The sequence below is a fragment of the Variovorax sp. CAN15 genome, from assembly GCF_030462475.1.
In the GTDB taxonomy this organism is placed as follows: Bacteria; Pseudomonadota; Gammaproteobacteria; order Burkholderiales; family Burkholderiaceae_C; genus Variovorax.
This window is the reverse complement of sequence record NZ_JASMRZ010000002.1, coordinates 240,119-252,701: the sequence shown is the minus strand read 5'-3', so window position 1 is coordinate 252,701 and position 12,583 is coordinate 240,119. Positions and strand designations below refer to the sequence as shown.

General features: G+C 68.1%; 13 protein-coding genes and 1 pseudogene. 2 read left to right on the top strand and 12 right to left on the bottom strand.

Going from position 1 to position 12,583, the window contains the following annotated elements:
• Nucleotides 1-156: 156 nt before the first annotated feature.
• From fdhD to modB, 8 genes are all read right to left on the bottom strand, one after another.
• Nucleotides 157-1,038: a formate dehydrogenase accessory sulfurtransferase FdhD gene (gene fdhD, locus QMO14_RS02885; protein WP_301504245.1), complete on the bottom strand. Its 882-nt coding sequence runs from the start codon at nucleotides 1,036-1,038 to the stop codon at nucleotides 157-159.
• Between the two features lie 31 nt (nucleotides 1,039-1,069).
• Nucleotides 1,070-1,357 carry a hypothetical protein gene (locus QMO14_RS02880; protein WP_301504243.1) on the bottom strand — a complete coding sequence of 96 codons (288 nt, stop codon included), beginning with the start codon at nucleotides 1,355-1,357 and terminating at the stop codon, nucleotides 1,070-1,072.
• Nucleotides 1,358-1,418: 61 nt separating this feature from the next.
• Complete coding sequence (locus QMO14_RS02875) at nucleotides 1,419-3,779, bottom strand: FdhF/YdeP family oxidoreductase (protein WP_301504241.1); 2,361 nt, start codon at nucleotides 3,777-3,779, stop codon at nucleotides 1,419-1,421.
• Nucleotides 3,780-3,871: 92 nt separating this feature from the next.
• Nucleotides 3,872-4,186 (bottom strand): type II toxin-antitoxin system RelE/ParE family toxin, encoded by a 315-nt coding sequence (locus tag QMO14_RS02870; protein ID WP_301504239.1) that lies wholly within the window; start codon nucleotides 4,184-4,186, stop codon nucleotides 3,872-3,874.
• Complete coding sequence (locus tag QMO14_RS02865) at nucleotides 4,183-4,467, bottom strand: YlcI/YnfO family protein (protein ID WP_301504237.1); 285 nt, start codon at nucleotides 4,465-4,467, stop codon at nucleotides 4,183-4,185. The genes QMO14_RS02870 and QMO14_RS02865 overlap by 4 nt, the downstream gene beginning before the upstream one ends.
• A 33-nt stretch (nucleotides 4,468-4,500) precedes the next feature.
• Entirely contained in the window at nucleotides 4,501-5,289 is a 789-nt protein-coding gene (locus QMO14_RS02860; RefSeq protein WP_301504235.1) for an ABC transporter ATP-binding protein, read from the bottom strand.
• Complete coding sequence (gene modA / locus QMO14_RS02855; RefSeq protein WP_301504233.1) at nucleotides 5,286-6,035, bottom strand: molybdate ABC transporter substrate-binding protein; 750 nt, start codon at nucleotides 6,033-6,035, stop codon at nucleotides 5,286-5,288. Before modA ends, QMO14_RS02860 begins: the two co-directional genes overlap by 4 nt.
• A gap of 155 nt (nucleotides 6,036-6,190) precedes the next feature.
• Nucleotides 6,191-6,874, bottom strand: coding sequence for a molybdate ABC transporter permease subunit (gene modB, locus QMO14_RS02850; RefSeq protein WP_301504231.1), 684 nt, complete (start codon nucleotides 6,872-6,874; stop codon nucleotides 6,191-6,193).
• A 104-nt stretch (nucleotides 6,875-6,978) separates the two neighbouring features.
• On the opposite strand from modB, the gene QMO14_RS02845 reads away from it, so the two are divergent.
• Nucleotides 6,979-7,251 carry a hypothetical protein gene (locus QMO14_RS02845; RefSeq protein WP_301504229.1) on the top strand — a complete coding sequence of 91 codons (273 nt, stop codon included), beginning with the start codon at nucleotides 6,979-6,981 and terminating at the stop codon, nucleotides 7,249-7,251.
• A 37-nt stretch (nucleotides 7,252-7,288) separates the two neighbouring features.
• Here the strand turns inward: QMO14_RS02845 and QMO14_RS02840 are convergent, their stop codons facing one another.
• Complete coding sequence (locus QMO14_RS02840; protein WP_126024752.1) at nucleotides 7,289-7,636, bottom strand: winged helix-turn-helix domain-containing protein; 348 nt, start codon at nucleotides 7,634-7,636, stop codon at nucleotides 7,289-7,291.
• Nucleotides 7,637-7,734: 98 nt separating this feature from the next.
• Nucleotides 7,735-8,484 (bottom strand): annotated as a pseudogene (locus QMO14_RS02835) (MFS transporter); the annotation flags it as partial.
• Between the two features lie 517 nt (nucleotides 8,485-9,001).
• Between QMO14_RS02835 and ffh the strand changes: the two are divergent.
• Entirely contained in the window at nucleotides 9,002-10,390 is a 1,389-nt protein-coding gene (gene ffh, locus QMO14_RS02830; RefSeq protein WP_301504223.1) for a signal recognition particle protein, read from the top strand.
• Nucleotides 10,391-10,477: 87 nt separating this feature from the next.
• Here ffh and QMO14_RS02825 read toward each other — a convergent pair whose 3' ends face one another.
• Nucleotides 10,478-11,617, bottom strand: coding sequence for an AAA family ATPase (locus tag QMO14_RS02825; RefSeq protein ID WP_301504222.1), 1,140 nt, complete (start codon nucleotides 11,615-11,617; stop codon nucleotides 10,478-10,480).
• Nucleotides 11,614-12,516: an RNA ligase family protein gene (locus tag QMO14_RS02820; protein ID WP_301504220.1), complete on the bottom strand. Its 903-nt coding sequence runs from the start codon at nucleotides 12,514-12,516 to the stop codon at nucleotides 11,614-11,616. The genes QMO14_RS02825 and QMO14_RS02820 overlap by 4 nt, the downstream gene beginning before the upstream one ends.
• Nucleotides 12,517-12,583: the final 67 nt, after the last annotated feature.

Genomic DNA, 12,583 nt, shown 5'->3' with positions numbered 1-12,583 from the left:
AAACGTGTCTCGGAGAATTCTCGAGTGTTCCGTTAGATATGCAACACCGTTGCATTTGTAAACGGCGCTGAAATTAACAACTCACCAGCCCTTTGTTATCAATATCACGAGATCAAAGCGGCCGAATGCACTCGCACCGATGAGGGCCGCGACACTTCAACTGTCGCTGCAACGCCCATCGGCATAGAGCACGCCCCGCGGCGCACGGCACAGGCCCCAGAACCGCAGGCCGCACAGCTCGGCCATGCGTACACCCATGGCCGTGGGCGCCGAGATGGTCGCCATCGCCGCGATGCCGAGTCGCGCGCACTTGCGCACCAGTTCGTGGCTGCCCCGGCTTGACATCAGCACGAAGCCCGGCTCCTCGAGGCGGCCTGCCAGCGCAAGCCTGCCGAGCAGCTTGTCGAGCGCGTTATGGCGGCCCACGTCTTCCATCAGGTCGGTGAGTTCGCCGTCGACCGTGGCCCATGCGGCCGCATGGATCGCGCCTGCCTCGGCGTTGAAGACCTGGCGCGGCGGCATGGCGGCGAAGGCGCGCAGCACGGCCGCGAGGTCGATGCGTTCGATCCAGTCGCGCCGGGGCACGCGCTGCGGAGAGAGGTCGAGGCCCGCGAAGCTCTCGACACCGCAGACGCCGCAGCCGGTGCGGCCCGCGAGGCTGCGGCGGCGGTCTTTCAGGCGCTCGAAGCTGCGCGTGGAGATCTCGAGCTGCACCTCGATGCCAGGCATGCCGGCGGGCAGGCCGGCTTCGGATGCATCGACAGTGCGCACGTCGATGCCGCGGCAATCGGCGGCGGCGTCGAGGATGCCCTCGCTCAGCGCGAAGCCGAGCGCGAAGGCCTCCATGTCCTGCGGCGTGGCCATCATCACCGCGTGCGAGACGCCGTTGAACACAAGTGCCACAGGCACCTCGGCCGCGAGGGTGTCGTCGCGCAGCTCGCCTTCGGGCGCGACGCCGCGCTCGCCGAACACGCGCACGGCGTGCCGAGACAGCGGCGGCAGGGTGTCTTCGGGGGCGTCGATATCTGGCTGCGACATATTGGCTCCGGCTGGGCCGGCCATTGTCGGCTCAGTCGCGGTTTTCGTCTTCGGGAGGCAGGGTTTGCGCCTGCGCCCTGCCGGCATCGAGCAGGTGCGCGACCCAGCGATCATCGTGCTGCACCACGCGCACCCAGCCGGGGCCGCGCACGCCGCCGATGGCGGCATCGCCCATCATCGTGAGCCGGCGCATCAGCACGCTGGCGCCCTGGCCGAGCCGCTTGCCCAGGCGCGGCAGCGAGACGCCGGTGCCGTCGGGCTCCTGCGCGAGCATGCGCAGGATGGCCACCGACAGACTGTCCTGCAGCAAGGCGCTCACGGAGTACCTCCGCCCTGGCGGGCTGCGGTGCGAGCCCCCTTCGGAGCGGCCGGGCGGGGGCTCATGCAGCCACCACGCCGTCGGCCTCGTCCTCCGCCAGCTTCTGGATCGGCAGCTCGTGCGGCACCAGCACCACGGGAATCGACTTGGAGGTCGGCGTGCCCGCGTTCTCGGCCACTGCCGACAGCGGCACCAGCGGATTGGTCTCGGGGTAGTAGGCCGCGATGTTGCCGCGCGGGATGTCGTAGGCCACCAGCTTGAAGCGGTCGGCGCGGCGCTCCTGGCCGTCGTTCCACACGGTCTGGATGTCGACCCAGTCGCCGTCCTTCATGCCCAGCGCGCGGATGTCTTCCTTGTGGATGAAGACCACGCGGCGCTGACCGAACACGCCGCGATAGCGGTCGTCCATGCCGTAGATGGTGGTGTTGTACTGGTCGTGCGAGCGCGTGGTCAGCAGCGTGAAGACGATGGTGTCGCCCTTTTTCGCGAAGCGCGCGCGGGCGCGGTGCGAGGGGGTGTCCAGCGGCACGGCGTGGGTGAAGAACACGGCCTTCTTCGACGCGGTGTTCCACACGCGCTCGCTCGCGGTGTTGCGCAGGCGGAAGCCGCCTGGGTGCGCCACGCGGGCGTTGAAATCCTTGAAGTCGTCGAACACGGCTTCGATCTTGTCGCGGATGCGCGCGTAGTCCTCGATGAGCCACAGCCACGGCGTGTTGCTGCGCGCACCCAGCGTGGCCGCGGCGAGGCGCGCAACGATGGCCGGCTCGGACAGCAGCTGCTCCGACGCGGGCGGATTGATGCCCATCGAGATGTGCACCATGCTCATGGAGTCCTCCACCGTCACGCCCTGCTGGCCGCCGGCCTGCATGTCGATCTCGGTGCGGCCCAGGCACGGCAGGATGAGCGCCTCGCGCCCGTGGATCACGTGGCTGCGGTTGAGCTTGGTGGTCACGTGCACCGTGAGCTCGCACTGCTTCAGCGCCTTCCAGGTCTGGTAGGTGTCGGGCGTGGCGGCCGCGAAGTTTCCGCCGAGCGCGAAGAACACCTTGCCCTTGCCGTCGAGCATCGACTGGATGGCCTCGACCGTATCGACGCCGTTGCGGCGCGGCGGCTCGAATCCGAACACCTGCTGCAGGCGGTCGAGCAGCGCGGCGGGCGGCTTCTCCCAGATGCCCATGGTGCGGTCGCCCTGCACGTTGCTGTGGCCGCGCACCGGGCAGGCGCCCGCACCTTCGCGGCCCATGTTGCCGCGCATCATGAGCAGGTTGCCGATCATCTGGATGGTGGCCACCGAATGCTGGTGCTGCGTGATGCCCATGCCCCAGCAGGCGATGACGCGCTCCGCGCCCAGATACACGTCGGCCGCGGCGCGGATCTGCTCCTCGCTCAGGCCCGATTCGCGCACCAGCACGTCCCACTGCTCGGCGCGCAGGTCGGCCGCCAGCGCCTCGAAGCCGGTGGTGTGCCCGGCGATGAACGCATGGTCGAGCACCGAGGGCTCGCCGCGCGCCACGGCCTCGTCCTCGCGCTCGATGACGTGCTTCATCATCCCCTTGACGGCCGAGAAGTCCCCGCCCACGCGCAGCTGGAAGTAGTGCGTGCTGATGGGCGTGGAGCCCAGGGTCGCCATCTCCAGCTTGTCCTGCGGGTCGGCGAAACGCTCCAGGCCGCGCTCGCGCAGCGGGTTGAAGCTCACGATGCGCGCGCCGCGCTTCGAGGCCGCGCGCAGCTCGCCGAGCATGCGGGGGTGGTTGGTGCCGGGGTTCTGTCCGAAGATGAAGATCGCGTCGGCCTTCTCGAAGTCGTCGAGCGTGACCGTGCCCTTGCCCACGCCGAGCTGCGGACGCATGCCGCTGCCGCTGGGCTCGTGGCACATGTTCGAGCAGTCAGGGAAATTGTTGGTGCCGTATTCGCGCACGAACAGCTGGTACAGGAAGGCCGCCTCGTTGCTGGCCCGGCCCGAGGTGTAGAAGATGGCCTGGTCGGGGTCGGGCAGCGCGTTCAGGTGCCGCGCGATGCGCGCGAAGGCATCGTCCCATTCGATCGGCACGTACTTGTCGCTCGCCGCGTCGTAGGCCATGGGGTGGGTGAGCCGGCCCTGGTCTTCGAGCCAGAAGTCGCTCTGCTCGGCCAGCTCGGCCACCGTGTGCTTCGCGAACAGCTCGGGGCCGGCCCGGCGCGCGGTGGCCTCGGCGGCCACGGCCTTCACGCCGTTCTCGCAGAACTCGAAGGTGGAGGCGTGGTTGCGGTCGGGCCAGGCGCAGCCGGGGCAGTCGAAGCCGTCAGGCTGGTTGGCCGAAAGCAGCGTCTTCGCGCCCTTGATGGGAATGTCCTGCCGCAGCAGCGCGTTCGTCACGCTGCGCAATGCGCCCCAACCGCCCGCCGGGCCCTTGTAAAACTCGATCTTCTGCTCGCTGCTCATGCGAGCGAGTGTTCGCCGCGGGCCGGAGGAGCGTCAAATTGAATCGGGACATGCGGCGATTCAAAAAGGAAATGATGGCCGCTGCCGCTTCGTCAGTGATAGTCGTCTTCGCGCTGGTGCCTGACGGCGGCCACGACGATCGAATCGTTCGCTTCTATCTCGAAGAGAGCCACATAGCCTGTAGCGCCGAACGGAATCACGAGCTCGCGGATGAAAGGACTGTCGCCCGCCTTCCTGCATGTGAAGGGTGAAAAGCAGAGAGTTGCGATGCCGTGCTCGATTGCGTCAAGGGCTCGCTCGGCCAATTCGAGATCGCCGCCTTTGGAGAGCTCGCGCTCCAGGATGAAGCCGTACAACCGCTCCAGGTCTTCGGCCGCCTGGCGCGTGAACCGGACCGAATAGCTCACCGGCGGACCGCGTCCTGTCGCTTCTTCGTTGCAGATTCGAGCTTGGTCCTGAGGCGTTGCATCATTTCGCCGGCCTCGACGTATTCGCCGCTGCGGCGGGCGCTGGCCAACGATTTCATGCCGCGCGCCACGAACTCGGCCTGGCTCTTGCGCTGCAGAACGCAGGCACGGACGGCCGCTTCGACGAACTGTGACAGGGTCTCGCCCTCGCCGAGCACCCGTTCGACCTCGTCCCGGAACTCGGGCTCGACACGCACGGAGGGGATGGTGGCGGTTTTCATCGCCAAAGTGTATCGCTTATGCGATGCAAGACGTCAGTGGCGCACGTCCTGCATGAGCAGCCCCCGCAGCTTGCGCCGCAGCGGGGTGTCTTCCGCGATATGAGCACCGGCCGCCTCGTGCAGCGCGACATCGCGGCTCTCGGCGTTGTGCAGGTCGATCTCGCGCACCACCCGGCCTTCGCTGTAGACGAAGGCCACGTCGGCCAGGGCGAGCACGTCCTCGATGTCGTGCGTGATCATCAGCACCGGAATGCCCCACTGCCTGCGCACCTGGGCGAGTTCCTCGCGCAGTTCGGCGCGCAGCATCGGGTTGAGTGCCGCGAACGGCTCGTCGAGCAGCAGCACCTGCGGTTCGCAGGCCAGGGCGCGGGCCAGCGCCACGCGCTGGCGCTGGCCGCCCGAGAGGGTCTGCGGGCGGCTGTCGGCGAGCGCGGCGAGGCCGAAGCTCTCGAGCAGGGCGTGCACCCGCTCGGCGTCTTTCGCGGCGGGCTTGCGGCGATGCCATGCGGTCAGGCCGAAGGAGACGTTCTCGCGCACGCTCAAGTGCGGGAACAGCGCGTAGTCCTGGAAGAGATAGCCGATGCGCCGCGCCGGCGCGGGCACGTCGATGCCCTGGGCCGCGTCGTACAGCGTGCGGCCGTCGAGCCGCACATGGCCCGAACGGGGATGCAGCAGGCCGGCGATGGCCTGCAGGGTGAGCGACTTGCCCGCGCCCGACGGGCCGTAGAGCGCGGCAAAGGGCACGTCCGTCGCGAAACGCACCGCGAGATCGAAGCGCCGACGGCCATCGGCCACCGTGAGCTTCAGATCGACGTCGATCATGGCTTGCCGAATCCGTAGCGCGCGAGCACTTCCTGCGCTGCCGGCGTCGAGAGGAAGGCGATGAAGTCGCCCGCCAGCGCCTTCTGCCTGCTCTCGGCGACCACGGCGATCGGGTAGGTCACGGGCGTGTGGCCGGTGGGCGTGAAGGCGATCTTCACCTTGTCGCCGGCGATGGCTGCGTCGGTGCGGTAGACGAAGCCGGCCTCGGCCTCGCCGCGGCTCACGTAGTCGAGCACCTGGCGCACGCTGTCGGCCTGCACGAACTTGGGCTCGAGCGCGGTCCAGAGGTTGGCGTTGTCCAGTACCTGCCTGGTGTATCGGCCGACCGGCACGGTCGCGACCTTGCCGACGGCGATCTTCCTGACGCCGGCACCGCCCAGGTCCTGCAGCGACTTCAGGCCCACGCCTTCCTTGGCGGGCTCGATGAGCACCAGGCTGTTGGTGACGAAGTTCTTGCGCGTGGCGGCGTCGATGGCCTTCTGCTCGACGCCGCGGTTCATGGTTTCCTGGTCGGCGCTGGCGAACACGTCCACCGGCGCGCCCTGGCCGATCTGCTGCAGCAGCACGCCCGAGGCGGCGAAATTGAAGCGCACCGAGGCGCCCGCCTTGGCGGCCTCGAACTTCGGTCCGATCTCCTTGAACGCGTCGGTCAGGCTCGCGGCGGCGGACACTGTGATCTGCTGCGCCAATGCAGCCAGCGGCAGCGCGAGCGCGACGACGAGGGACAAAAGACGCAACGGACGCATGATGATCTCCAGGAAGTGATAGAGAGCTGAGGACTAAAAAGAGACCCCTTCCCCTTCGGGGAACACCGCGGAACCGGCTTTGCCGGGCCGCAGGTGTTGCCCCCTGCAAGGGGGTTGGCGAAGCGACACGAAGTGCGCGCAGACTGGGGGTTTACTCATCTCAGCGAAAAGAAGCGGTTCGACAGCACCAGCACGGTGATCGACAGCAGCGAGGTCACGATGACCAGCAGCAGCGCAAGATCGTCATGACCGGCTTGCACCGCGTCGTAGATGGCCATCGACAGCGTCTGGGTCTGCTTGGGGATGGAGCCGGCCACCATCAGCGAGGCGCCGAACTCGCCCATGGCGCGCGCGAAGGCCAGCAGTGTGCCGGCCAGGATGCCGGGCCAGGCCAGCGGCAGCGTGACGCGCAGGAACACCGAGAACGGCGACTGCCGCAGCGTGCTGGCGGCGGCTTCGAGCGAGCGGTCCACGCCCGCGAATGCCGCGCTGGCCGACTTGAGCACCAGCGGCAACGCCACCACGGCCGAAGCCACCACGGCACCGTGCCAGCTGAAGATGATGGTGTAGTCGAGGTGCTCGCGCAGCCAGGCGCCCAGCGGGCTGCGGCGGCCCGCGGCCACGAGGATGGCGTAGCCGATCACCGTGGGCGGCAGCACCAGCGGCAGCATGAAGACGGGCTCGAGCACGCTGCTGCCGAAGAATTTCTTGCGCGCGAACACCCAGCCCAGCGCCACGCCGACGATCAGCGCCAGCACGGTCGCCACGGCGGCGACCTTGAGCGACAGTACCAGCGGGAACCAGTCGGTAGAGGTGATGAGCGAATTCGTCGTGTTCATGAGAATACGGCGATATTGTTACACGTCAGGCCCATGGTCCTTCAGGAGTACGCAAATCGGTCACCACTCATATACTGACGGATATAGCGTAGGAGACACCCGCCATGCGCGCATCCGCCCACGACGCCGTCGTCCGTTCGATCTCGGGCCGGCCGGAGCTTCGCCATCGCGTGACACAGGTACGGGAATGGCGCATCGAACGCACGATGGATGCCGCCGGCTTCGTGCTGTCCATCACCGGAGCGGACGGCGCGAGCCAGTCGTTCTTCGTGGGCGCCACCGATGCGGGCGACATCGGCGAAGTGCTGCGCCGCGAGGCGGCGTGGGCCGTGCCGCCGGTCGGAAGAGGCATTCCGGGAACGATCAAGGAGCAATGAACCGCGCGTGCCGGCAGCTCAATGGTCGCTTGCAGACCTATTGCGCCAGGAGCCGCGTCAGCGCCCGGATGTCCGCCGCGGCGGCCAGTCGCGCCGCGTTCTCGATGGCCCGGTAGTGCTTGACGATCTCCTCGCCCACCGGCGTGAGCGCCGTGCCGCCGCCGCGCGAGCCGCCTGCCGCCGTGTTCACGGCCGGCGACGCCAGCGACTGGTTCATCTCGTCGATCAGCATCCAGGCCCGCCGGTACGACATGCCCAGCAGCCGGGCTGCCGCCGAGATCGAGCCGGTCTCGGCCACGGCTTCGAGCACCGCGATCTTGCCGGGGCCGATGGCGATGGCGTCGTCCCGGTAGACGCGCAGGCGGAACTGGACTTTGGATTTCATGTGGGTGCCAAGCGTAAACCAATGCTGGGCGCCATTGTCCGCCTGCGGTCGGCCTGCGGTCGGCGCACGCCGCTGGCGCCGCCGAATCCCGCAGTTGCTCAGTTGAAGAACTTGGCGGCGCTCACCAGCGTCTTGTAGACGCCCCAGGCCAGCGGAATGCCCACCGCCAGCCAGGCCAGCGCCACGACCGCCGGGCTCACCGTGTCGGCACGGCCCGAGCCGCTGCCCACTTCGGCGGCCGAGGCCTTCTCGTGCGCCAGCTTCTTCTCGACGGCCAGCTCTTCGTCGCTCATGAAGTGCTTGTCGGCCACCGGACGCACCAGCAGGTTGGCGATGAAGCCGATCACCAGCATGCCCACCAGGATGTACATGGTCTGGTTGTAGACCTGCTCGCGCGGCAGACCCAGGCCCAGCTGGTACTCGCGCATGTAGTTCACAACCACCGGGCCGAGGATGCCGGCCGTGGCCCATGCGGTCAGCAGGCGGCCATGGATGGCGCCCACGAACTGCGTGCCGAACAGGTCGGCCAGGTAGGCCGGCACGGTGGCGAAGCCGCCGCCGTACATCGACACGATCACGCAGCACGCGCCCACGAACAGCAGCTTGCTGCCCGCGCCGGCCGAAGACGGAATGCTCGCGTACAGGATGCCGCCGAGCACGAAGAACACCGTGTAGGTGAGCTTGCGGCCCAGCTTGTCCGACATGCTCGCCCACACGAAGCGCCCGCCGATGTTGAAGAGCGACAGCAGCGCGGTGAAGCCGCCCGCCACCACGGCGATGGCCGCGAGCTGCGTCTTGTCGAGTTCGCCGTACCTGGCCGGCAGGTCGATCAGCGCGCCGCCGAACAGGCCGTACGAGGCGATGCCCAGCGCCAGGTGCAACGGCAGCCATGGCGAGGCCGTCACGTGCAGCGGCGTGCCGGGGAACAGGATGGCCAGCATCACGGCGGCCGCGCCCAGCCAGGCGAGTGCACGCCGCACCTTGAGTTGGGGATACATGCGGCTTTCGACGGCGTAGACGGTGAGCACCAGCCAGGCCGTGACCGACAGCGCGGGCGCGAACCCGAAGCGCGGTTCGCTGCCGACGAGACCGTGGGCGAGTGCGGCGGCATGCAGCAGCCATGCGATCCCGAGCGTCCATTGGGTCGACTGGCGGCTGAATCTGGCGCCGGCGGCGGCGGCAAAACCGTAGGCAACCGCGGTGGCGATGCCCAGTGCCACGCCGAGCGGGGAGGGGATCGCTAAAATCATCGGCCGGAGTTTAGCGTCTCGCTCTTGCGTTCCCGGCGCCCGGCTTCAAGTTCTTTCCCGTCTCCCAGGCTTCTCATCCGGCCCGCACCGCAGCGGGCAGCAAGGCATCCCCCTCATGGCCACCGCCCTCACAGAAAAGTTCTCCCGCCTCGTCAAGACGATGAGCGGCCAGGCCCGCATCACCGAAAGCAACGTGCAGGACATGCTGCGCGAGGTGCGCATGGCGCTGCTGGAAGCCGACGTGGCGCTGCCCGTGGTGCGCGACTTCGTCGCCCGCGTGAAGGAAAAGGCGCTCGGCCAGGAAGTGCTGGGCTCGCTCAAGCCGGGCCAGGCGCTGGTCGGCATCGTCAACCGCGAACTCGCCGCCACCATGGGCGAGGGCATCTCGGACATCAACCTCGCGGCCCAGCCGCCGGCGGTGATCCTCATGGCAGGCCTGCAGGGCGCCGGCAAGACCACCACCACCGCCAAGCTGGCCAAGCACCTGATCGAGAAGCGCAAGAAGAAGGTGCTCACCGTGTCGGGCGACGTGTATCGCCCCGCCGCCATCGAGCAGCTCAAGACCGTCACCAGGCAGGCCGGCGCCGAGTGGTTCCCGAGCACGCCCGACCAGAAGCCGCTGGATATCGCGCGCGCCGCGCTCGACCACGCCAGGCGCCACTATTTCGACGTGCTGCTGGTCGACACGGCCGGCCGCCTGGCCATCGATGAAGTGCTGATGGCCGAAATCAAGCAGCTGCACGCCGCGCTCGATCCGGTCGAAACCCTGTTCGTGGTCGATGCCATGCAGGGCCAGGACGCGATCAACACCGCCAGGGCCTTCAAGGAAGCGCTGCCGCTCACCGGCATCATCCTGACCAAGACCGACGGCGATTCGCGCGGCGGCGCGGCGCTGTCGGTGCGCCAGGTGACGGGCGTGCCGATCAAGTTCGCGGGCGTGAGCGAGAAGATCGATGGCCTGGAAGTGTTCGACGCCGAGCGCCACGCGGGCCGCATCCTCGGCATGGGCGACATCGTCGCGCTGGTCGAGCAGGTCACGGCCGGCGTCGACGTGGCGGCGGCGCAGAAGCTCGCCGCCAAGGTCAAGAGCGGCGCGGGCTTCGACCTCAACGACTTCCTCGGCCAGCTGCAGCAGATGAAGCAGATGGGAGGCCTCTCCAGCCTCATGGACAAGCTGCCCACGCAGATGGCCGCCAAGGCCAGCGAGGCCGACCTGAGCCGTGCCGAGCGCGACATCCGCCGCAAGGAAGGCATCATCAACAGCATGACGCCGCTGGAGCGCCGCAAGCCCGAGCTGCTGAAGGCCACGCGCAAGCGCCGCATTGCCGCTGGTGCCGGCGTACAGGTCCAGGAAGTGAACCGCCTGCTCAACGAGTTCGAGCAGATGCAGGGCATGATGAAGAAGATGAAGGGCGGCGGCCTCATGAAGATGATGAAGCGCATGGGCGGCATGAAGGGCCTGGGCGGGATGGGCGGCCCTGGCGGCCCGAAGCTGCCGTTCTGAGCGGACGCCGCGCACCGCGCACACACATATATATAAGAAGGCCCGCCGGTATTCGCCGGCGGGCCTTCTGCTTTTCAGGTCTGCCTTTCAGCTTTGCACTTGGTAGACCGTCTCGTGCGCTTCCACCGGCGCCGGCAGCTCCCAGCGGTGCAGCATGCGCTCGATGCCCATGTTCGACAGCGTGGTGTCGCGCTCGCGGTTGCGGCGCATCAGCTCGGCGTGCGGCACTTCCAGGTACACCAGCTCGATGTGCGCGTGGTAGGCCCACAGCAGGTCGAGCGTCTTGGTGCGCATCTGCTGGCTCAGGTGCGTGGCGTTCCAGACGAAGCGCTCCTGCCTGCGAAGCAGCGCCTTCGCATGGTCGACCGCATGGTGCGCGGCGAGCCCGTCGTTCTCGCCGTGCTTCAGGCCGAGCTCGGCGCGGGCATCGTCGAAGGACACCACCGGCCAGCCCTTGCGATGCTGCGTCACCCAGTGGTTCTTGCCGCTGGCGGGCAGGCCGCACATCACCGTCACCTGTGAGCCGGCGTTCTGGAACAGCGGGTAGTCGGGGCTGGTGTCGGCGCCGCGGAAGTAGGCCAGGCGCGTGTGGGCGTCGGCCATCTTCCTCGGGCCGCTCCAGCAGCCTTCCTCCTGCGCCAGCTGCTCGAAGAGCGCGATGTCGGCCATGCTGTCGGCACGCTTTTCATAGTGGCGCCCCAGCATGTCGCAGCGCGCCACGCAGCACAGGTCAGGCAGGCTCAGCTCCCACGAGAGCTTGTGAACCAGCCACTCAGGCCGCACGCCCTTGCGCGAGGCGAAGGCATGGAACGGTACCTGGTGCACCGCGATGATCCGGCACACCGCCTCGCGCAGCGCGAAGGGCACGCGGGCCTTCCACATCAGCACGCGTACGTCGACCGAGCCCCGGCGCGAGTGGCCCGGCTGGCCGATGCGGCCGCTGGCTTCGTCGATCACCGTGGTGTCGGGCTTGGCGATGTCGTGCAGCAGGCAGGCCATGAACAGCACGAAGCGGCCGTCGGCATCGGCGCGGCGGTAGTGCTCGTCCTGCATCAGGGCGTCGAGCACCATGCGCGTGTGGATTCCGACGTTGCCTTCGGCGTGGTAGTACGGGTCTTGCGGCGTCTCTTCGAGGCGCAGCAGGGCTGGCAGCAGGTCGCAGCATTGCGCCCAGTCGGTGTCCTTGCCGGGCTCGGGCACCAGGGCGCGCAGATCGTCGAAGTTCATCGCTTCCTCCCCGCGGTTGTCGGCCCGGCCGGGTCGCGCAAGGTGCGCAGGCCCAGGTCCTGCCATGTCACCAGCGGCGTCGGCGCGTAGAGGTCCACGCCCGGCGCGAGCTGGTTGGGCAGCACCGGCCGGCGGCTGTGGTGCGAGCCCGAGTCGAGGATGGTCTGGACGAAATCCGGGCGCACCCACTTGTAGCGGCCCGTCACCCGGCCGTCCGACTCGGTCTTGAGGTACAGGCCCTCGGCGAGGTCGGAAAGGTCGGTCTGCTGCCGCACCAGGTCGAGCGGCTGGCCTTCCTGCACGACGGCAGCTTCGAAGGCGGCCTTCCAGTCCGCGCTGCGTGCCAGCGAGGGCCGCACCAGCGTCTGCAATGCCTTCGCGCTGCGTGGCGTTTCGCCTTCGTAGAGCACGGGCACCGGCAGCACCGGGCTTCCGGCGAGCAGCGCATGCCGCGCCGGCGTCGACAAAAAGCACTGCGCCTGCCGGTCGTAGAGATCGAACTCGAGGAAGAAGGCCGGCAGCCGGTCGTACCAGCAGCTGTGCTTGGCGAAGCACCACTCGCCGTACATCACGTAGCGGTCTTCGAGCCGCTCCAGCAGCGCCGCTTCATGCGCGGCAGCCCAGTGCTTGAACAGGTTGAACTGGCGCTCGCCCGCGCCGCCCGCGAGATAGTGGCCGCGCGACTGCAGCAGCAGATCGCCGGCCGAGGTGAACGACACGGCTGCATTGGCGCCATCGAGCTTTTCCTCGATGACGACGTGCATGCCTTGCAGTTCCGACAGCGGCGTCTGGCCGTCGTCGCTGTCCCCGGCCTGCAGCCGGGAGCCTTCCAGGTGCGCAGTACGCGGGTACTTGAGCAGCGGGATCGATGAAAGAGAAGAGGAGGAAAGAGGAAACACGTTGGTTCTCCGGATGCGAATCAGGAAAGACCGACAACGTGCGGGAGCGAAGCTGGGAGCTGGAAAG